Genomic DNA, 20,029 nt, shown 5'->3' with positions numbered 1-20,029 from the left:
GAGGCCGGCGCCGTCGCCTCGGTCGGCTCCAAGGGCGACTCGTACGACAACGCGATGGCCGAGGCGTTCAACTCGCTCTACAAGGCCGAACTCGTCCGCAACCGAGGTCCGTGGCGCGGCCTCGACGACCTGGAGATGGCCACCCTCGAGTACATCGACTGGTACAACAACCGCCGCCTGCACGGCGAACTCGGACACATCCCGCCCGCCGAACACGAGGCCCTACACGCGATGACCCAACCGGTCACCGCACCCCTGAAAACCAGCTAACCAACTCTCCACCAAACCCGGGGCTTGACACTGTGGACGCGACGACTCTCGCCGAAAGCGCCTTGTAAGGGAGACGTCAGTCGCCGCTAGCCGCTCGCGTACCCTTCCTGGCATGGACCTTGATGATCTTCGGCGGGCGGAGTTCGCGTTCCCCGGGCCGCTGCGGGACAAGCTGGTGGCCGCGATCCTGTCCGGCGCGAAGACCTCGACCTCCGCCCTGGTTCTCGGATACGAGCGCGCGAACGAGCCGCTGCCCGAGGTCGGCCAGCGATCGGCGGTGGTGGACTCCGAGGACCGGCGGGTCGCGGTGATCGAGCTGACGGAGGTGCGGGCGGTCCGGCTCGCCGATGTCGACCTGCAACACGCTCTCGACGAGGGCGAGGGAGATGAGTCGGTCGCGCAGTGGCGGGCCGGGCACGAGACGTTCTGGCACAGCGCGGAAGTGCGCGCAGAGCTGGGCGACCCCGGCTTCACCGTCGAGGACGACACCCTGGTGCTGACCCAACGCTTCCGGCTGGTGCACAGCGTCTGAGCCGGCGCCGACGGTTGTCCGATTTCCCGACCCATGAGCCAGGCGCCCGATCCTCCCCCCGGATACGCCCCCAGACGGTGAGCGACGGCGGGTAATCGCTGGACTCAGCGGGACCAGACAAGATCGGCCCCCAACCGCATTTCTGCTGGTCAGGGGCCGTTCTCGCACCGTGTGGCGGGTAGAGGATTCGAACCTCTGAAGCTTTCGCGACGGATTTACAGTCCGTCGCAGTTGAGCGGGCCAGCTCGCCTTGCATCGCGCGGCGTCAACTCCAGGTCTCGTTGCTGCCCGCCGTGATGTAACGGCGCCCTGCACGAGCGCGGTGGACAGCTCGCCCCCGCCTACACGCAGAGCATAGTGGCATCAAGATCGACCAAGCCTTACCCAAGCGGACGGTGACGGACAGGCTCGGACGTAGGACACGCTCGTCGTACGAGCACCATTGGAGCACCAATGCGTTCACCGGTGACGAACGGCAAAGGCGCCTGACCTCTGTTTTAGCAGGTCAGACGCCCTTTGATCTTGTGCGCCCGAAGGGACTCGAACCCCTAACCTTCTGATCCGTAGTCCGATGCTCCCTATCTGCTGGTAGCAGCGTGACGGGCACCGGACCGATGCCGCGCCGGCACCGCGATTCGCCGCCCTTTCAGCATGATCAGGTCCGCCGCGACCGCCCGCTCGATGACTGCATTGGCCGGCAAGATCACGCCAGCACGGATTCGCATTCAAGGCTGGTCGCGCGTTCCAGATCGAAGGGACTCAAGTGCTTCGGCGCGACCGAGCCATGCCGGTCGCCGATGTGGGCCGCCGCCTCATCGTCAGTGCCGCCAGGCGGCCAGCATCGGCGCCACCAACGGCGCGAGTCCAATGTAGCCACGGATAATGAAGGAAAGGCGCAGCGCCGGTTCAGCGGCGGCACCTTGGACGACCTCCACGACCGCAGCGGTCCAGACTCGACGAGTGGGGACCACCACCGTGGGCGCCACCTTCCCGATCTTGCTTCTCCCCTACCAGCCCGAGACCCCACCGGGCCCACGCCCAGTCCTGCTCGAAAAGCCGCCGGGTACGGCGGGTCGGGTCACTCGGCGCCCTGCTCCCAAACTGCTCCCAAGTAAGGGTCGATAGCAGAAAAGCTCGTTACCGGCTACTCCGGCAACGAGCTTCCTACCTGTGGATATTCATGGTGGGCGATACTGGGATCGAACCAGTGACCTCTTCGGTGTGAACGAAGCGCTCTCCCACTGAGCTAATCGCCCTCAGCGCCGCTGACTCTACCCGATCGTGGAACCAGACCGGAAATCCGGGGTCAGTGCGTCGCGAGGTAGTGCATCGCGGCGGCCACCACGTCGATGCCGAGGCTGTACTTGAGTGACAGCCACACCACCACGGCCACGAAGACCAGGCCGACGGAGCCGAGCACGATTCGCACCGGCAGCGACTGGCGTTTCGCCCAGTTGGTCCAGCCGTGCACGTGTCGGCGGGTGAAGCCGAGCAGCCGGCGGGCCCAGTGGTATTCGACGGCCCAGATGCCGAGCCCGGCGATGACCAGCAGCCAGCCCGGCCCGGGTAGCGGGATGAGGGCGATGCCGATGGTCACGACCAGCGCCCCGGCGATCGCAATGAAGATCTTGAGGGTGATCCGGCCGGTGGGGTTGGCCCGGATCAGGTCGAGGGTGGTGGAGATCCGCTCCCGCCAGTTGGGGCGCCGCGGCGGGTCCGCCACCACGAGGATGCCACCGGCACGGCCGGCGCCGTCCCGGACGGCGCGGCCCGTGCCAACGGCGCCAGAACGGCCCGCTTCTCCGGCACCGGGGCGGCCGGGCTCGGACGCCGGCCGACCGGACCGCTCGGGCTGCTCCATTGGCACTGCGTACCCCCGCTTTTCGGCTGCTCGGACCGCGACGTTCGGCGGACCGGACGCCGCTGCCGGATCCACTGAGGATCGCTTCGCGACCATTTCACCCCCCAGTGTCGCTCGGGCCCGTCACTGCAACGGCCGACTGGACGTTACCGGAGTAAGTCGACGACTGAGCCACCCGATGCCGGGCGGGATCACGCACTGGGCAGAACCGGAAATCCTACATGAATCCTCACATTCACGCGGCCTTTCCGTCCCCCTTCCCACCACTGGGTGAAGTCAGCGTATGGCGGAGCGTAGCCAGGAGTAGCACCTGAGTATGGGAAAAGCGGGACACGCGCGTTCCGCAGCGGTGCCGGGGGGAGAACGTCCATGAGTGTCATCCGACCGACGACCGTAGAGGTCGAGACGTCGCTAAGGCTCGTCGCACCTGACGCCACCGCATTGCCGGTGCGTGCCAGTTTGCGTTACGACCCTGCTGACCCGTATGCGGTCCATGTCCTGTTCCATGCCGAATCAGCTGGCGGCGAGGCGGTGAGTTGGTCCTTCGCTCGCGAACTGCTCGTCACCGGCCTGGACGAGCCAGCCGGCATCGGTGATGTGCGGGTCTGGCCCTGGGCCACCCCGCGCGGCGACTTCGTCGCGCTGGCCCTGTCGTCACCGGACGGCAACGCCCTCTTCGAGGTGCCGCGCAGCGTCCTGGTGCGTTTCCTTCGACGGACCTACGTCGTCGTCCCGCGCGGCCGCGAGGCCGAGCACCTGGACGTCGACACGGCGGTGAACCGGCTGCTCGCCGGTCGCTGACCACCGCCCGAACGGGCAACACCGGCCATGCCGGGGCCGCGCGGATCTGCCGACCGCGCGGCTCCGGCACACCCCGGGAGGTACGCGGGCCCGCCCGCCCCGGGTCGGCCGGTGCTCAGCCGTGCGTGGTGATGCCGCCGTCGACCGGGATGACCGCGCCGGTGAGGTACGCGCCGGCCCGGGAGGAGAGGTAGATGGCCGTGCCGGCCATGTCCTCCGGACGCCCGATGCGGCCCAGCGGCACCTGCTGCTCGATGCTGGCCCGGCTCGCCGGGTCGTTCAGCGCGAACGCCATCATCTTGCTCTCGAACGGGCCGGGTGCGATCGCGTTGACGGTGATCTGCTCGCCGGCCAACTGGTGGGCCAGGCTGCGGGTGAGCATGTGCACGGCCGCCTTGGTGGCCGAGTACGCGTACACCTCCATCCACGGCACCCGGATGCCGTCGATCGACCCGATGTTGATCACGCGGGCCGGGTCGTCGGCGCTGGCGGCGGCGCGCAGCGCCGGCAGCAGCGCGGTGGTCAGCCGGAAGACGGCCTTGACGTTGACCGCCCAGAGCTTGTCGAACGCGGCCTCCGGGTAGCTTTCCAGCGGGGCGCCCCAGGTCGCGCCGGCATTGTTGACCAGCACGTCGAGGCGGGGGAAGCGCTCCCGCACGGCAGCGGCCAGCGACTCGGCCCCGGCGTCTGCGCCCAGGTCGGCCGGGATCGCCTCGCAGCGCCCCTCGGCGGAGAGTTCCTTGGCGACCGCCTCGCAGACGTCCGCCTTGCGGGACGAGATGATCACCTGCGCGCCGGCCCGGACGAAGCCCTGGGCGATCATCAGACCGATCCCCCGCGACCCGCCGGTGACCAGGACCGTCTTGCCTTCGACCGAGAACAGCTGCGTCATGCCCATCCCATCGCGAGTCGGCGGGTCCGCCGGTCCGGCGGGCGGCCGGCGGGGCGCCGGGCGGACCGGAGACCGGACGGCGCTACCGCCGGGTAACGTAGCCCGGCCGCCGGGACCGCGACAAGCCCGTGGCGGCGCGCCGGATCCGCCGGTGGCCGGGATGCGGTGACCTGCGGTTCGGGCTACCGTCGCAGGCGATGGTCTCCACCGGTCCCCTTCCTGCGGCAATGATCGGAGCGGCGCCACCCGTCCCCGACGAGGTCGCCACGTTCGCGCTGGCCGACCTGGCCGGCGACCGGGGCTGGCGCCGTCCGGTGTTCGTCGAGCGGGAGCTGCTGATCCTCACCACCCGTGGGCACGGCGACGCCGAGCTGGATTTCCACCTGCTGCCGTGCCGGCCCGGCACGCTGCTGCGGGTGCGCGCCGGCCAGGTGCTGCGCTGCGCCGGCCCACAGTTCGACGCCACCGTGGTCGGTTGGGATTCCGAGGCGCTGCGCGGTCTCGACGTGGACCCGGACGCGCCGCCGACCTGGCGGCAGTTGGCCGGCGAGGACGAGGACGCCGTGATCAGCGAGGTGAGCCAGCTGGCGGTGGACTGCCAGCGGCACCGCGACACCCCCGCCGGTCGCGCCCTGCTCCGCCACCAGCTCGCCGTGCTGCTGCTGCGGCTGGCGCTGCCCGGCGGGGACCGGTCGGGTGGCCGGCCCGAGGCGGAGACGTTCCACCGGTTCTGCCGCGAGGTGGAGCACGCCTACCAGTACACCCGGCGGGTGGAGGACTACGCCGCCGCCCTCGGCTGCTCGGTACGGACCCTGACGCGGGCCTGCCTGGCCGTCACCGGGCGCAGCGCCAAGCAGGTCATCGACGAGCGGGTCGCGTTGCAGGCCGGACGGCTGCTCGCCGCGACCGACGAGCCGATCGCCCGGATCGGTCGGGATCTGGGCTTCTCCGAACCCACCAACTTCGGCCGCTTCTTCACCCGGGAGATCGGGCTCAGCCCCGGCGCGTTCCGGGCCGCCCGGGACCAGCCGGCCGCCGCCCGGGTGGTCCGGCCCCGCTCGCCGGCCGAAGCGGCGACCGCCAATGCCGGTCGGTTCCGCCCCGGTGCCCCCGGCGAGCCGGCCAACGGCGGTCACGCCGCCCCACCCGGACAGCCCGCGGGACCGGGCATCGGCGCCAGCCGGGCATGATGGCAGGGTGCAGATCTCCGCGCGCGGCGACTACGCGGTACGGGCGGCGCTGAGCCTCGCCACCGCGTACCCCTCGCTGCTGTCCACCCAGGCCATCGCCGCGGAGCAGGACATGCCCCGCAAGTTCCTGGAGGCGGTCCTGGCCGATCTGCGCCGGGCCGGCATCGTCCGCGCCCAGCGTGGCGCCGAGGGCGGCTACACGCTCGCCCGTCCGCCGCGCGAGGTGACCGTCGGCGCGGTGCTGCGCGCCGTGGAGGGTCCGCTGGCCGGGGTACGCGGCCTGCGCCCGGAGGAGACCCGGTACGAGGGCGCGGCGGAGAACCTGCCCGGCCTCTGGGTGGCGGTACGCGCCGCGGTCCGTCGGGTGGTCGACGAGGTGAGCCTCGCCGCGATCATCAGCGGTCGGCTGCCGGCCCACGTCCGCAAGCTCACCGCTCTGCCTGACGCCTGGGAGCCCCGCTGATGCCCACGCCCACCCTGCGCACCGACCGTCTGCTGCTGGAGCCCTACCGACCGGCCGACGCCGAGGACTTCGTCGCGCTGCTCGCCGACCCCGAGGTGGGCCGGTTCATGGGCGATGGTCCGATGACCGAGGCGGACGCCAGCGACCTGTTCGGGCGGGTGTTCAGCCGGGTCTACGCCGACGACCTCTTCGACGTGTGGGCGGTCCGTCGGGATGGCCGCTACGTCGGGCACGCCGAGATCAAGCGGACCGACGACGTCGAGGGCCACGAGCTCGTCTACGCGCTCGCCAAGCCGGCGTGGGGTGGCGGCCTGGGCACCGAGCTGGCCACCGCGCTGGTCCGGTACGGCTTCGACCGTCTCGACCTGCCCCGGGTGTACGCCACGGTGGCCGACGCCAACCACGCCTCACTCGGGCTGCTGGCCAAGCTCGGCTTCGTCCACCAGCAGGATGTGACCGAGGAGGACGGCAGCGTCACCCGGGTCCTCGCGCTGGACCAGAACCCCGTCCCGGCCTGAGCCGTCGGGCCCCAGCTCGCCTCCGGAATGGAGACCGCGACGCCGCATCGGGCAACCGTCCATGCCGGACACCGAGTGGGTTTCGGAATTCACCGGTTCGGGAATGTTCGATCTCGACACGGCAGGGAACGGTGACGAGGGGAGTCCTCCGATGGGCCTCATGTTTCGCAAGCGCAAGAAGATCGGTCCGATCATCCTGAACTTCACCGAGAACGGCTTCTCCTCGTGGAGCATCAAGATCGGGCGTTGGTCCTGGAACTCCAGGGCTCGGGCGCACCGGGTCGACCTGCCGGGTCCGCTGTCCTGGAAGCAGGACAAGTCCCGGTCGTAGTGTCCCGGGAGTCGAGCGGGGTGCCGGTGATTCACCGGCACCCCGCTCGGCGTCCGCGGGCGGTCGGACACCGACCGGGGCGGCCGGGCGCGCTCAGCGCGTCGAACTGATGATCTCGTCGCCGGCCAGCCGGCCGGCCTCGCGTTCGCGGCGCACGTCGCCCGCGTCGAGCAGGGCGGTGAGTGCCCGGGTGGCGTCGGAGGCACGGTAGACGGTCGCGGTGAGAGTGTGCCGGCGTAGCTCGGTGAGCGGCCGAGGCCCGCCCCGGCGCAGCTCGGCCAGCAGCTCGCGGGCCAGCGGCTCGGGGTCGGGGTCGCCGGCCACGTCGACCGGCGCGCCCGCCGGGTCGGCCGGGTCGGACAGGCGCACGTCGAGGTCCGCGCCGACGGCCCAGAGCGCGTCGCGGACGGCCTCCAGGCTCCGGTCCGATCGGCTGCCGAACGCGATCACGCCCGCCGCCGCACCGTCGGGCAGCACCGGCGCCACCTCGGCGACCAGCGGGAAGCCGGCGCCGACCAGCGCGGCGCGGGTGCCGCTGTCGGCGTGCAGCAACAGCTCCCCCGTGCGGCCGTTGCTCGCGGCGGTGACCAGTTCCGGGGCCACGGCGCCGGGCAGGTCCAGGAAGCAGAACAGCGGAGAGCCGGCGGCGCCGGCCGCCTTCACCGCGACCGGCAGCCGGTCCGGGACGCCCGGCAGCAGGTGCACGGTGACCTCGGCGGGCAGTTCCGCCTCGACCGGGCCGAGCCGGGTCGGCAGGTCAGCGGCGCCGTCGGCCAGCACCAGCACGGTCACCCGCCGGCCGCGCACCTGGTCGGCGTGCCCGGCGACCACCCGCAGCGCGGCCTCGGCGCCGCCGGCGTCGTCACCGGCCCAGGCGAGGGCGATGGTGGCCCGCCGGGAGCGGTGCAGGGCCGCGGGCAGCCAGGTCGTCAACTGGCGGACCAGCAGCTCGCGGAGGAAGTCGGTGGTCCGGTCGGTCGACATCGGTCCGTTCTACCCTACGAGCGGTCAGGCCGGGACGGAGATCCCCACCCCGCCGCGGGTCTGCCTGCCGTAGCGCTGCCGTTCGGCGGCCAGGTCGAGCCGGCCGATCCGCTTGCGGGCGGCCAGCGCGTCGTCGTCGAGCCGGTCGGCCGGGACCAGCCAGACCACCTCGAACTCCAGGCCGTCCGGGTCCTGCCCGTAGAGGCTCTTGGTGGTGCCGTGGTCCGAGGTACCGACCAGAGCGCCGGCGGCCGAGAGCCGCTCGGCGGTGGCGGCCAGCTCGTCGAGGGTGTCCACCTCCCAGGCCAGGTGGTAGAGCCCGACGGTGGCGCGGCCGGCGGTCGACCGCCCGGCGCCGGCGCCGATCTCGAACAGGCCGAGGTCGTGGTCGTTGGTCGAGTCGGGGGCCTGGAGGAAGGTGGCGCCCCGGAATCCGTCCGGGGTCATCGCCACCGGGCGGAAGCCCAGCACGTCGCGGTAGAAAGCGACGCTGCGGGCGAGGTCACTGACGTAGAGGACGGCGTGGTTGAGTCGATGGATTCCCATGGCTCCAGGCTAACGCGGTTTAGTTGAACCCTCAACCATTGCGGGTATGATGACGGTCATGACCCGCTGGCTGGACTCCGACGAGCAGCGCACCTGGCGGGCGTTCCTCACCGCCTCCCGCGCGCTGATGGACACGCTCGACCGCGAGCTGCAACGCGACGCGGGGATGCCGCACGCGTACTACGAGATCCTGGTCCGGCTCTCCGAGGCCCCCGACCGGCGACTGCGGATGAGTGACCTGGCCGAGGCGACCGGGTCGTCGCGGAGCCGACTCTCGCACGCCGTGGCCCGGTTGGAGGCGGCCGGCTGGGTGCGCCGCGAGGAGTGCGCCACCGACCGGCGCGGACAGGTCGCACTGCTCACCGACGCCGGCTTCGCCACCCTCGCCGCTGCCGCCCCCGGCCACGTCGAGGGCGTACGCCAGCACCTGTTCGACGCGTTGAGCCCGGCCCAGGTCGACCAGCTGCGCCGGATCAGCGAGACGCTGGCCGAGCACCTGAGCAGATCCTGACCGATCGACACGGGCGCGGGTCTTGTACTTACCGTCGTCGGATGAGCACGATGGGGCGTGCCCTCCGGCTTCGGCAAACTGACTGATCAGGCGCACCACCTCGTGTCCGCCGGCGACCTGGCCGGCGCACAGCGGCTGCTCTCCGACGCGCTCACCGACGCCGACCCGCGCCCGGCCAACGCCACTACCGAGCTGGCCGAGGCCGCCAGCCTCCAGGCGCGGGTGCTGGTCGCGCTCAGCGAGCCGCACTCCGCCCGGGGTTGGGCCGCCTTCGCGTACGCGGCCACCACCCGGTTGCACGGCCGCTCCGACCCGCGCACCGTGGCTGCCGCGGCGACCCTGGCCGCGGTGCTGCACCGGGTCGGCAGCCACTCCCGGGCCGCCCGGCTCTACCAGGAAGTCATCATCGAGCTGACCGCGCAGGACGGCCCGGAGTCGCTGCGGGTGCTCGCCGCGCACGCCGACCTGGCCACCGTCGAGTACGCCCGCTTCCAGTGCACGGTGGCCCGCGACCGGCTCCAGGACGCCTGGGAGCTGCACCGCGAGGTGTACGGCGACGGGCATCCCAGCGGCATCAAGATGCTGGCCCGGCTCGGCGCGATGCAGCGCGACTGTGGGCAGTTCGCCGAGGCGCACGACAACCTGGCGCTGGCCCGCGAGCTGTGCCGACAGCACCTGCCCGCCGACGATCCGCTGGCCGTGCAGGTGGCGGCGCTGGCTCGGGCGGCGGCCAACCCCGATCACGCCTGCGCCGACGAGACGCCCCGGGACAGCCCCGTGGTGCCGGCCGCCCGGGCCCCGTCACACGGGGACGGGCCGGTCGGGTCCGGCTATCACCCACCCGCTCCCCCGCCCCAGCACGCCGATCCGGCGGCCGGCCCTGCCATCGGCGACGATGAGGCGCTGGCCGGCCATGGGGGCGTGGCCGGCGGCGGCGCGGTGCCGAGTCCTCGGTCGCCGGCCGACGAACCGGGTGGGTCGGTGGGCTTCACGTGGCCATCCGATCCGGCGGACGAGCCCGCCCGCCAGTCCACCGACACACCGGTCCCCCCGTCCGTGGTCGGGCTCGCGGGCGGCGCGGAAGAGGCGTCGGGGGTGTACCGGCTGCACCGGCCAGGCGAGCCGTACCAGCCGTCCGAGCCGTACACGCCGCCCGGCGCGTACACGCCGCCGGATCCGTACGCGCCGCTTGAGCCGTACACACCGTCCCGGCTGCTGCCGGTGCCCGTGCACCGGGCATCGGCACCGCGACGCAACCGGCTGGTGCCGGTGCTGGTGGCCGGCGTGGTCGTGGTGCTGCTGGGCACCGCGGCGGTGATCGCCGGGGTGGCGAGGGTCGGCGACGGGGACGACCAGCGTCCCGGCCCGGGCACCGCCTCCCCGAGCGCCGGTCCGACCGGCACGGGCGCGCCGGCCAGCAGCAGTGCCTCCCCTTCCGGCGCGGCGCCGCCCACGGCCGCGCCGGGCACCCCACCGGGCGCGGTGGCCCTGCGCGACAACCGGGACAACATCGCCCTGCGCTGGACCTACCCGGCCGGCGGTGAGGGGCCGGTGGTCGTCTCCGCCGGCCGGGCCGGCCAGGGTAAGAACGCCATCGCCACGCTGCCCGCCGGTGCCACCAGCTTCGTCGTCTACGCGCTCAACCGCGCCAACGACTACTGCTTCACGGTGGCCGTCGTCTGGTCCACCGACACCGTGGCCAGCGCCGACGAGGTCTGCACCCGCCGCCACTGAGCGTGCTGAGCCGCGTCGGTCAGCGGCCGGCCCGTGGCTCCTCGTCGGTTGGCAACGCCGGCAGCAGCAGACGTACCCGTAGGCCTTGCTGGTCGTCGCCGTCGGTCAGCGTGATGCTGCCGCCGGCGCGGCGGACCAGCTCCCACACGATGGCCAGGCCGAGGCCGGCCCCACCGTCGTCGCGGGCCCGCCCGTCGTCCAGACGGGTGAACCGGCCGAAGACCCGGTCCCGGTCGGCCACCGGAATCCCCGAGCCGTCGTCGGTCACCGTCACCAGGTGGTACGCGGCCTCCTGGTTCCTGGCCGGTGTCGCCTCCACGGCGAGCAGAACAGCGCCGTACGCGTGCCGGACCGCGTTGTCGACCAGGTTGGCCAGCACCCGGCGCAGCTCGTCGGCGTTCGCGACCGTCCACAGCGGGCCGGGCGGCGGCACCACCCGCACCGGCGGCGACGGGTACCGGGCGGCGACCTCGGTCAACAGGGCACCCAGCTCCACCGGCCCGGTCCCCCGGGCCGGTGGCGTCTCGTCCAGGCGGGCCAGCAGCAGCAGGTCGTCGACCAGTCGGCTCAGCCGATCGGTGTCGGCGAGCAGGTTGGCGGTCACCGCCGTCCAGTCCGTCCGGCCGGCGAGGCGCTGGGCCACCTCCAGCTCGGTCCGGATGTTGGTCAACGGGCTGCGCAACTCGTGTGCCGCATCGGAGACGAACGCCCGCTGCCGGGCCCGGGCGGACTCCAACCGGCCCAGCATCCCGTTGAGGGTGACCGCCAACCGGTGGATCTCGTCGGCCGAGGCGGGCACCGGCAGTCGCCCGGTCCCGGCCCGCCCGGTGATCTCCTCGGCACCCCGGCGCAGCGCCTCCACCGGCCGCAGGGTCGCGCCCACCACCCGCCAGGCCACCGCGGCCAGCACGGCCACCAGCAGCGGGAACGCCACCAGCAGGATGGTCCGGACCACGTGCGTGCTGTGCCGCACATCGGCCATCGAGCGGGCGACCAGCACGGTGAGCGGGTCGGCCGCGGTGCCGGCCGGTACGGCGACCACCCGGACCGGGCCCGCGAGCCCGACCCGCTCCGCCGGCACCTCCAGCCGCTGCCGGCGGTCACCGTTCAGCCGCTCCGGGCGGACCATCGGGACCAGCCGGTCCGCGTCGATCGAGGCGGCCCGGATCCGCCCCTGTGTGTCGATCACCTGGACGCGGACCTGCCCGCCGGCCACCGGCAGCGGGTCGGGCAGCGCGTCCTCGGCGGCGAGCAGGGAGACGGCGTCGGCGGTCCGGAACGCCTCGGTGTCCACGGTGCGCTGGAGCACGTAGCCGAGCGCGCCGAGCAGCACCACCCCGCCGAGGGCCAGCGCCACGGTGAGGCCGAGCACCCCGATCGCCATGAGCCGGCCGCGCAGCCCGAGCACCGGCAGCCGGCTGCGCCAGTTCCGGCCGGCGCGCCCCGGACCGGCCGAGGTCGCCGGACCGGCGGAGGCCCCCCGGCGATCGGCGGTCGGCGCGGCGTCCTCGGGCGCGGTCGGCCCATCGGCCGTCAGGTCGGCCGGTACGTCCGTGCTCACGTCGCCAGCCGGTAGCCGGCGCCCCGGACGGTCTCCAACCGGTCCCGGCCGAGCTTGCGACGCAGGTAGCCGACATACACCTCGACCGCGTTCGGCGCGGTCTCCAGGCTGGCGTCCCAGACGTGGTCCAGCAGCTCGATCTTGGAGACCACCTGGCCGGGTCGACGCATCAGGTAGTCCAGCAACGCGAACTCCCGCGCGGTCAGCGTCACCTCGGCGTCGGCCCGGGTCACCCGCCGCCGGGCCGGGTCCAGTCGCAGGTCGCCGACGGCCAGCACCGCCGGGCGTTCCGGCGCGCCCCGGCGCAGCAACGCCCGCAGGCGAGCCAGCAGCACCACGTACGAGAAGGGTTTGGTGAGGTAGTCGTCGGCGCCGCAGTCCAGGCCGTCGGCCTGGTCGTACTCGCCGTCCTTCGCGGAGAGCATCAGCACCGGCAGCCAGTGCTCCTCCGCGCGCAGCCGCCGGACCAGCTCGTAACCGGACAGGCCGGGCAGCATCACGTCGAGGATCATCGCGTCGTACCCGCCGTGCCGGGCGGCGTCCAACCCGGCCGGGCCGGTCGCCGCTACGTCCACCGCGAACCCCTCCGCCTGCAACCCGCGTTGCAGCGCAGCCGCCAACCGGGCCTCGTCCTCCACCACCAGCAACCGCACGACTCAAGGGTGCCACCTGGGTCAAAGCAGGCGGATCGGCGTCCTCAGCGTGTTCACAGCGCCGAGAGGGCAGGATGGTCGGCAGGAGGTACCACATGTCCGTTCTGAGAAGCCGTCCCGTCCTGCGCTGGCTGGTCCCGGCGACCGCCGCCGTCGCCGTCATCGGTGGCGGCGCCGCGATCGGCACGTTCGCCGCCGAGGCCGAACCGAGCCTGCCGCCGCGCACCGCCGCCCAGCTTCTGGTCGACCTGCAGACCTCCCGGCTGGAGGGGCTGTCCGGCACGGTCGTGCAGCGCGCCGACCTCGGCCTGCCGCCGCTGGTCGGGCTGGTCCCCGGCAACGACCTGACCACCCTGTTGAGCGGCACGCACACCCTGCGGGTCTGGTACTCCGGCCCGGAGCGGCAGCGGGTGGCGCTGCTGGACACCCTCGGCGAGCAGGACATCATCCGCAACGGCCGGGACGTGTGGAGCTGGGAGAGCCGCGGCAACACCGCCCGCCACGTCACGTTGGGCGACGCCATGGCCGGGGGTCCGGCGCCCGAGGCGGCGCCGAGCCTGCCGGCAACCCCGCAGGAGGCAGCCGACCTGGCGTTGCGCGCGGTCGACCCGAGCACCGAGGTCAGCGTCGGCCGGTCGGCGACCGTCGCCGGGCGGGACGCGTACGAGCTGGTGCTCCAGCCGCGCGACAAGGACTCGCTGGTGCACCAGCTACGGATCGCCATCGACGCCAAGCAGCACGTGCCGCTGCGCTTCGAGGTGCTCGCCACGGGCAGCGACCAGCCGGCGTTCGAGGTGGCCTTCACCCAGGTCGACTACCAACGCCCAGCCGCCGACCAGTTCACCTTCAACCCGCCGCCCGGTGTGACCGTCACCGAGGAGTCGGCCGAGCAGCGGCCCGCGGGCCGGCCCGACCATTCCAAGCCGGCGGGTGATCCGCAGGTACGCGCCGTGGGCACCGGCTGGACCACCGTGCTGGTGGCCCGCCTCGACGGGGCCGTCGGCGGCAAGCCGGCCACCGAGAAGCCGGCCGGCGACAAGCCAGCCCGCGACAAGCCGGCCGGTACGCCGGACGTCGACGTGTCGAAGCTCCTCGGTGGGCTGACGGCGGTCAGTGGTGACTGGGGCAGCGGTCGGCTGCTCGCCGGCAAGCTGTTCAGCGTGCTGCTCACCGACGACGGCCGGGTGCTCGCCGGCGCCGTCACCCCGGAGCGGCTGTACCAGGTCGCCCGCGGCTGATTTGCCGGTGTTGTCGCGCCGGGTCGACCCACCGGGTCGGCCCGGCGCGCCGTCGTGTCCGGTGGCGCCGTGGTCGAGCGAAGCGGACCGTCAGCCGGCGCTGGGCGGCGGCGTCAGGGGGTGGCGGTCGCGCCGAGGGCGGTGAGGAACGCGTCGGCGAGCACCGCGTGGCCGGGAAGGTGCGGATGCACCCGATCGTCGGCCCAACGCTTCGCCGGGCTGACCGCGAGCACCCGGTCGAACGCCGCCTGGGTCGGCACGTGCACCGCGTCGAACTCGGTGGCCAGCGCGGCCACCACGGCGCAGTACCGGTCGGTGTCGGCGCGCTGCGGGTCGCCGCGGTCCGCCTCGATCAGGAACGGGTCGCCGAGGATCAGCCGGCAGCCGGTGGCGTCCACCGCACGGCGGAGCAGGTCGCGCAGGGTGTGCTCGTACTCGTCGAGGGGGACGGCCTCGTCGGGCCGGTCGCCGTAGCGCCGCCAGATGTCGTTGATGCCGATCATGACCGAGAGCCAGTCCGGACGCTCGGCGATGGCGTCGTCGTCCCAGCGGGCGGCCAGGTTCCGCACGGTGTCCCCGCTCACACCCCGGTTGATCCACTCCGCGTCCAGCTCGGGGTGGCGGGAGCCGACCAGGGCACGAACGAGGCTGACGTAGCCGGCGCCGTAGGGCGCCGCGGTGTCTCGCCGGCCGCAGTCGGTGATGCTGTCGCCGATGAAGAGCACCCGTTGCCCGGTCCGCAGGATCATCCGCCGCCACCTCGTGATCACCGGGCGCGCCGCCCCGGTCAGCGTGGTCGAGGCCGGCGGGACGCGCTATCTTCAACTGTTCGAGGGCACAAAAAAGAACGGCTCAAAGCCGTTCCTGTAAAGGATTCTAATCTTTAGGGAGACGGCTTGTCAAGGCACTCCGGCGGTTCCGGCGAATTGCCGCTTGACGACGAGATCGGTCGCGAGCAGGAGTACGTCTCGATGCTCTACGACCGGCTGGACGGGCTGCGTGAGCAGGCCGCCGAGCGGCTCACCGGCGAGCTGCGCAACACCGGCGGCACCCTGCAGGACCGCTCCCAGCGCGACAGCTCGGTACGGATGTACGCCGACCAGGTCGAGCAGTTCTCCGCCGTGGAGAACGGTCTCTGCTTCGGCCGCCTCGACGGCGACGACGGCGCCCGCCACTACATCGGCCGGATCGGCATCTTCGACACCAGCGGCGATTACGACCCGCTGCTGATGGACTGGCGGGCCCCCGCCGCCCGCCCGTTCTACCTCGCCACCGCCGCCAACCCGCAGGGCGTACGCCGTCGCCGGCACCTGCGTACCCGCCAGCGCAAGGTGACCGGGCTCAACGACGAGGTGCTGGACATCTCCACCGCCGCTCCGGGCGCGCACGAGGAGCTGACCGGTGAGGCGTCGCTGCTCGCCGCGCTCAACGCCGGCCGGACCGGCCGGATGCGCGACATCGTGGAGACCATCCAGGCCGAGCAGGACGGGATCATCCGCGCCGACCTGCCCGGGGTGATGGTGGTCCAGGGTGGCCCGGGCACCGGCAAGACCGCGGTCGCGCTGCACCGGGCGGCGTACCTGCTCTACACACACCGGCGGGAGCTGTCCAGCCGGGGCGTGCTGCTGGTCGGCCCGAACGCGACCTTCCTGCGCTACATCTCCCAGGTGCTGCCCACCCTGGCCGAGACCGGCGTGCTGCTGCGTACCCAGGGGGACCTCTTTCCCGGGGTGAGCGCCCAGCGGACCGAGCCCGCCGAGACCGCCGCCCTCAAGGGCCGGGCGGTGCTCGCCGAGGTGCTGGCGCGGGCCGTACGGGACCGGCAGTGGGTGCCGGACGAGCCGCTGGAGATCGAGGTGGAGCGGGAGGCGCTGACCCTCGACCCGGAGACCGTGCGCACCGCCCGGGATCGGGTGCGCCGCGCGGACCGGCCGCACAACCTGGCCCGGGCGCTCTTCGACGTGGAGATCGTGCACGCGCTCGCCGTCCAGGTGGCCGAGCGGATCGGCGCCGACCCGCTGGGCGGGGACAACCTGCTCGACGAGGCCGACCGCGCCGAGATCCGCCGGGAGCTGCGCGACGAACCGGAGATCCGGGCCGCCCTCGACCGGCTCTGGCCGGTGCTGACCCCGCAGCGCCTGCTCGCCGACCTGTACGCCGACCCGGACCGGATCGCCGCCGCCGCGCCGATGCTCACCGACGACGAACGGGCCCGGCTGCACCGCGAGCCGGGTGGCTGGACGCCGGCCGACGTGCCGCTGCTGGACGAGGCCGCCGAGCTGCTCGGCGAGGACGAGCGGGCCGCCGCCGCCCGGCGGGACCGGATCCGCAGGATGGAACGGGAGTACGCCGAGGGCGTGCTGGAGATCGCCCGGGGCTCCCGGTCGATCGACGTCGAGGACGAGGCCGAAGGTGGTGAGATCCTCGGCGTCACCGACCTGATCGACGCGGACCGGCTGCTGGAGCGGCAGGAGGAGGCCGACCGGTTGACCACCGCGCAGCGCGCCGCCGCCGACCGGAAGTGGGCGTTCGGCCACGTCATCGTGGACGAGGCGCAGGAACTGTCACCGATGGCCTGGCGGCTGCTGATGCGCCGCTGCCCGAGCCGGTCGATGACGATCGTCGGGGACGTGGCGCAAACCGGCGCGCTCACCGGCACACCCTCCTGGGCCGATGCTCTCGCGCCGTACGTGGCGCAGCGGTGGCGGTTGACCGAGTTGACGGTCAGCTACCGCACCCCGGCCGAGATCATGGCGGTCGCCGCCGACGTGCTGGCCGAGATCGACCCGGCACTGCGGCCGCCGCGCTCGGTGCGGGAGAGCGGCGTACCGCCGTGGGACCGGACGGTGCCGGACGAGCAGTTGGCCGCGGAGTTGGTGGCGGCGGCCACCCGGGAGGCGTCCGGGCTGGCCGAGGGCCGGCTCGGCGTGATCGTGCCGGCCGGCCGGGTGGACGCGCTGGGCGCGACGGTGACCGCGGCGTTGCCGGAGGCCGCGGTGGGCGAGCATCCGGAGCTGGAGAGCCGGGTGGTGGTGCTGACCGTCGCGCAGGCCAAGGGGTTGGAGTTCGACTCGGTGCTGGTGGTCGATCCGGACCGGATGGTGGCCGAGTCGCCGCGCGGGCGCAGCGACCTGTACGTGGCTCTCACCCGCGCCACCCAACGCCTGGGCATCCTGCGCCCGAGCAGCTGACCGGCGTACCCCGGAAACCGCAACGCCCCCGCCGAGTGGTCGCTCGGCGGGGGCGGCGGTGCGAACTCGCTCGACAGGGTCAGTCGCCGACGGACCTGTCCCTGATGGACTTGCCCGGACCGGTCGCGGACGTGGACTGGTCGCTGGTGCCGCCGCCCATCGGGGTGCTCAGACCGCCGGTGGTGGCGTCGCCGGTCGTCGTCGGGGCCACCTTGCCCCGGTGCCGCTCCGGCTGCCGGGCCACCCGGCGAACGCTCGCCGGACCGGCGGTGCCACCGGTGGTGGTCAACGCGCCCTGCCCCCCGACGGGGCCGCCGTCGCGCAGCACCTGCGGATCGACCCGCACCTTCGCCGGATCGTCCGGGTCGTCCTGCTGAATCATCCGCTCCACATCGGTGCGCGGCACCGTCACCTCGTCGACGGCGCCCTTGCCGTACACGCCGCCTGCGATCCGGTCCTCGGCCTGGCGGGCGGCGTCCTGCCGCATGTCGTCCTCACGCACGTCCATCACCTCGCAGAAGCTGTGGAACTGACTGCGTGCCCGACGGCCGGCCGGCCAAACCCGCCGAGGCCCGGAGGTCGTCCACCCCGGTTCACCGTCACGCCGTCCGCCGGCCGCCTGCCGGCTGTCCACGATGCCCATGCTGTCCGGCGACCGGTGGGAGACGCCCACCGGCGGGAGGGGATGACAGCGTGCGCAGAGTACGCCGTACCGCCGTCGCGGCCCTGGTGGCCGCGACGGTGACGACCGGGCTCGCGGTGCCCGCCCAGGCGAAGCCGCGACCGGACCGGACATTCGACGTGCAGGCCCACCGCGGGGGCCTCGGGCTGCGGGTGGAGAACACCCTCGCCTCCTTCGGCAACGCCCTCCAGCTCGGGGTGAGCACCCTCGAACTGGACGTGCAGATCACCGAGGACGGTCAGGCCGTGGTCACCCACGACCGGAAGGTCACCGGCACCAAGTGCGTCGACACCACCCCGGTGTCGCCCGGTGACCCGGAGTTCCCGTACGTCGGGAAGTACATCAACACGCTCACCCTGGCCCAGGTGCGCACCCTCGACTGCGGTTCGAAGACGCTGGCGGACAAGCCCGGCCAGCTCGCCGTGCCGGGTGCCCGGATGCCGCTACTGCGTGAGGTGTTCGCCCTGGTCAACCGCTATCGGGCGAAGGACGTCAAGCTCAACGTCGAGACCAAGGTGGAGGCCGGCGCGCCGAGCGAGACCGCGCCCCGCGAGCAGTTCGTCCGGGTCACCGCGGCCGAGATCCGCGCCGCCGGGCTGCTCAAGCAGGTCACCATCCAGAGTTTCGACTGGGGCGCGCTGATGCGCATGCGCCAGGTCGAGCCGAAGCTCCCGCTGGTCGCCCTGACCAACTACGACTTCCTGCAGACCGGCCAGCCGGGCGCCTCGCCGTGGCTCGGCGGGCTGGACATCGACGACTTCGGCGGCAACCCGATCAAGGCGATCCGCAGCTTCGGCGCCAGCGCCTTCTCCCCGGTGCACGGCTTCCCGCAGAACGGCACGGTCACCGACCCGGGCTACAAGCCGTACGTGACCCGGGAGATGGTCGCCGAGGCGCACCGCTACGGGATCAAGGTGATCCCGTGGACGGTCGACGACCTGCCGACGATGACCAAGCTCATCGACGACGGCGTGGACGGCATCATCACCGACTACCCGGACCGGCTGCGCGCCCTCCTGGCGCAGCGCGCCTACCGGCTGCCGAAGGCGTACGCGGCGCCGTTCGACATCCAGGCGCACCGCGGCGGTCGAGCCACCCGGCCGGAGAACACCCTGCCGGCCTTCGCGAACGCGCTGGCCAACCGGGCCATCTCACGCTGGAGCTGGACACCGGGGTGACCGCCGACGGCAAGCTCGTGGTGCTGCACGACCGCACAGTCAACGGCTCGCACTGCGTCGACACCGCCCCGGTGCGCCCCGGTGACCCTTCTTTCCCGTACGTGGGCAAGCCGGTGCACGAGCTGACCCTGGCGCAGCTCAAGACCGTCGACTGCGGCACGAAGACACTGCCCGAACTGCCCGCTCAGGTGCCCGCGCCGGGTGCCCGGATTCCCACGCTGGACGAGGTTTTCGCCCTGGTGAAGGCGAGTGGCCGCAGTGACATCGGGATGAACATCGAGACGAAGATCAGCCCGGTGGTGAACGACACCGAGCCGTACCGCAGCTTCACCCGCAAGCTGGTCGGCGCGATCCAGCGGGCCGGCTTCACCGACCGGGCCACCATCCAGTCGTTCGACTGGCGCACCATCACCTACGCCCGGCAGCTCGACCGCCGGATCGGCACGGTCGGCCTGGTCTGGCAGTACGGCCCGGCCGAGTGCACCACCCTCGCGGACGAGTGCTCGCTCGAGGCGGTGTACGGCGACCCGTCGGTGAAGAGCCCGTGGACCGGTGGGCTGGACTGGTGGAAGTCCCAGGACCTCGGCAGGCTGACCCGGGCCGCGGGCGCCGGCACGGTGTCGGCGAACTGGCAGGTGCACGACCCGCACCAGGGCACGGTCGCCTCGCCCGACTGGTACCTGCGGGAGAACCCGGCATACTTCCACGGACCGGACGTGCGGACGCTTCAGACGCGGTACGACCTGAAGGTGATCCCGTACACCGTCGACGACGCGCGGGTGATGCAGCGGGTCATCGACCTCGGTGTCGACGGCATCATCACCGACGACCCGGATCTGCTGGTGAGCGTCGCGGTCCGCAACGGCCTGCGCTGACCGCACCCGACCGCCGGC

General features: G+C 72.8%; 21 protein-coding genes and 2 tRNA genes. 13 read left to right on the top strand and 10 right to left on the bottom strand.

From position 1 onward, the window contains the following. Positions 1-270 (top strand): integrase core domain-containing protein (locus ACWD5O_RS30335; RefSeq protein WP_450087416.1); only part of this gene is annotated, 270 nt, incomplete at its 5' end. Between the two features lie 112 nt (positions 271-382). Next, entirely contained in the window at positions 383-802 is a 420-nt protein-coding gene (locus ACWD5O_RS30330) for an ASCH domain-containing protein (RefSeq protein WP_450087415.1), read from the top strand. Positions 803-974: 172 nt separating this feature from the next. Here ACWD5O_RS30330 and ACWD5O_RS30325 read toward each other — a convergent pair. The 3 genes from ACWD5O_RS30325 to ACWD5O_RS30315 form a co-directional block, all read right to left on the bottom strand. Next, positions 975-1,052 (bottom strand) — tRNA-Tyr (locus ACWD5O_RS30325). Positions 1,053-1,983: 931 nt separating this feature from the next. Continuing rightward, a tRNA-Val gene (locus ACWD5O_RS30320) sits at positions 1,984-2,058 on the bottom strand. 50 nt (positions 2,059-2,108) lie between these two features. Next, the gene (locus ACWD5O_RS30315) at positions 2,109-2,738 is read right to left on the bottom strand and encodes a TIGR02611 family protein (RefSeq protein WP_450087414.1); all 630 of its coding nucleotides are present in this window, start codon (positions 2,736-2,738) and stop codon (positions 2,109-2,111) included. Between the two features lie 294 nt (positions 2,739-3,032). On the opposite strand from ACWD5O_RS30315, the gene ACWD5O_RS30310 reads away from it, so the two are divergent. Beyond that, a complete protein-coding gene (locus ACWD5O_RS30310; RefSeq protein ID WP_007457244.1) occupies positions 3,033-3,464 on the top strand; it encodes an SsgA family sporulation/cell division regulator in 432 nt (143 codons plus the stop codon). 115 nt (positions 3,465-3,579) lie between these two features. Here the strand turns inward: ACWD5O_RS30310 and ACWD5O_RS30305 are convergent, their stop codons facing one another. Further along, entirely contained in the window at positions 3,580-4,356 is a 777-nt protein-coding gene (locus tag ACWD5O_RS30305; RefSeq protein ID WP_450087413.1) for a glucose 1-dehydrogenase, read from the bottom strand. A gap of 227 nt (positions 4,357-4,583) precedes the next feature. Here ACWD5O_RS30305 and ACWD5O_RS30300 point away from each other — a divergent pair, with 227 nt between their 5' ends. The 4 genes from ACWD5O_RS30300 (at position 4,584) to ACWD5O_RS30285 (ending at position 6,858) form a co-directional block, all read left to right on the top strand. Further along, entirely contained in the window at positions 4,584-5,546 is a 963-nt protein-coding gene (locus tag ACWD5O_RS30300) for a helix-turn-helix transcriptional regulator (RefSeq protein ID WP_450087421.1), read from the top strand. A gap of 7 nt (positions 5,547-5,553) precedes the next feature. Beyond that, complete coding sequence (locus ACWD5O_RS30295; protein WP_354962990.1) at positions 5,554-6,009, top strand: RrF2 family transcriptional regulator; 456 nt, start codon at positions 5,554-5,556, stop codon at positions 6,007-6,009. Further along, positions 6,009-6,527 carry a GNAT family N-acetyltransferase gene (locus tag ACWD5O_RS30290; protein ID WP_450087412.1) on the top strand — a complete coding sequence of 173 codons (519 nt, stop codon included), beginning with the start codon at positions 6,009-6,011 and terminating at the stop codon, positions 6,525-6,527. Before ACWD5O_RS30295 ends, ACWD5O_RS30290 begins: the two co-directional genes overlap by 1 nt. A 151-nt stretch (positions 6,528-6,678) precedes the next feature. Further along, positions 6,679-6,858, top strand: a complete 180-nt coding sequence (locus ACWD5O_RS30285) for a DUF4236 domain-containing protein (protein ID WP_089016974.1) — start codon at positions 6,679-6,681, stop codon at positions 6,856-6,858. Between the two features lie 93 nt (positions 6,859-6,951). Here ACWD5O_RS30285 and ACWD5O_RS30280 read toward each other — a convergent pair whose 3' ends face one another. Next, entirely contained in the window at positions 6,952-7,842 is an 891-nt protein-coding gene (locus ACWD5O_RS30280; protein ID WP_450087411.1) for a hypothetical protein, read from the bottom strand. 24 nt (positions 7,843-7,866) lie between these two features. After that, positions 7,867-8,388 (bottom strand): VOC family protein, encoded by a 522-nt coding sequence (locus ACWD5O_RS30275; RefSeq protein WP_450087410.1) that lies wholly within the window; start codon positions 8,386-8,388, stop codon positions 7,867-7,869. A gap of 49 nt (positions 8,389-8,437) precedes the next feature. Between ACWD5O_RS30275 and ACWD5O_RS30270 the strand changes: the two genes are divergently transcribed. Continuing rightward, positions 8,438-8,899: a MarR family winged helix-turn-helix transcriptional regulator gene (locus ACWD5O_RS30270; RefSeq protein ID WP_450087420.1), complete on the top strand. Its 462-nt coding sequence runs from the start codon at positions 8,438-8,440 to the stop codon at positions 8,897-8,899. A 57-nt stretch (positions 8,900-8,956) separates the two neighbouring features. Next, entirely contained in the window at positions 8,957-10,633 is a 1,677-nt protein-coding gene (locus ACWD5O_RS30265) for a tetratricopeptide repeat protein (RefSeq protein WP_450087409.1), read from the top strand. Positions 10,634-10,652: 19 nt separating this feature from the next. Here the strand turns inward: ACWD5O_RS30265 and ACWD5O_RS30260 are convergent, their stop codons facing one another. Together ACWD5O_RS30260 and ACWD5O_RS30255 are read right to left on the bottom strand one after the other, a co-directional pair. Continuing rightward, positions 10,653-12,017, bottom strand: coding sequence for a sensor histidine kinase (locus tag ACWD5O_RS30260; RefSeq protein ID WP_450087419.1), 1,365 nt, complete (start codon positions 12,015-12,017; stop codon positions 10,653-10,655). A 173-nt stretch (positions 12,018-12,190) separates the two neighbouring features. Then, positions 12,191-12,847 (bottom strand): response regulator transcription factor, encoded by a 657-nt coding sequence (locus ACWD5O_RS30255; protein WP_354962994.1) that lies wholly within the window; start codon positions 12,845-12,847, stop codon positions 12,191-12,193. A gap of 95 nt (positions 12,848-12,942) precedes the next feature. Between ACWD5O_RS30255 and ACWD5O_RS30250 the strand changes: the two genes are divergently transcribed. Beyond that, positions 12,943-14,085 (top strand): LolA family protein, encoded by a 1,143-nt coding sequence (locus ACWD5O_RS30250; protein ID WP_450087408.1) that lies wholly within the window; start codon positions 12,943-12,945, stop codon positions 14,083-14,085. Between the two features lie 113 nt (positions 14,086-14,198). On the opposite strand, the gene ACWD5O_RS30245 is transcribed toward ACWD5O_RS30250, so the two are convergent. Beyond that, positions 14,199-14,834, bottom strand: coding sequence for an SGNH/GDSL hydrolase family protein (locus tag ACWD5O_RS30245; RefSeq protein WP_450087407.1), 636 nt, complete (start codon positions 14,832-14,834; stop codon positions 14,199-14,201). 147 nt (positions 14,835-14,981) lie between these two features. On the opposite strand from ACWD5O_RS30245, the gene ACWD5O_RS30240 reads away from it, so the two are divergent. Further along, positions 14,982-17,276, top strand: coding sequence for a HelD family protein (locus tag ACWD5O_RS30240; protein WP_450087406.1), 2,295 nt, complete (start codon positions 14,982-14,984; stop codon positions 17,274-17,276). 79 nt (positions 17,277-17,355) lie between these two features. Here the strand turns inward: ACWD5O_RS30240 and ACWD5O_RS30235 are convergent, their stop codons facing one another. Next, positions 17,356-17,778 (bottom strand): hypothetical protein, encoded by a 423-nt coding sequence (locus tag ACWD5O_RS30235; RefSeq protein WP_450087405.1) that lies wholly within the window; start codon positions 17,776-17,778, stop codon positions 17,356-17,358. 191 nt (positions 17,779-17,969) lie between these two features. On the opposite strand from ACWD5O_RS30235, the gene ACWD5O_RS30230 reads away from it, so the two are divergent. Beyond that, positions 17,970-19,136: a glycerophosphodiester phosphodiesterase family protein gene (locus tag ACWD5O_RS30230; protein ID WP_450087404.1), complete on the top strand. Its 1,167-nt coding sequence runs from the start codon at positions 17,970-17,972 to the stop codon at positions 19,134-19,136. Beyond that, the gene (locus ACWD5O_RS30225) at positions 19,133-20,011 is read left to right on the top strand and encodes a glycerophosphodiester phosphodiesterase family protein (protein ID WP_450087403.1); all 879 of its coding nucleotides are present in this window, start codon (positions 19,133-19,135) and stop codon (positions 20,009-20,011) included. The genes ACWD5O_RS30230 and ACWD5O_RS30225 overlap by 4 nt, the downstream gene beginning before the upstream one ends. Positions 20,012-20,029 lie beyond the last annotated feature (18 nt).

The sequence above is a fragment of the Micromonospora sp. NPDC005161 genome, from assembly GCF_053599855.1.
The sequence above is the reverse complement of the archived record's forward strand: the minus strand, read 5'-3'. Positions and strand labels throughout refer to the sequence as shown.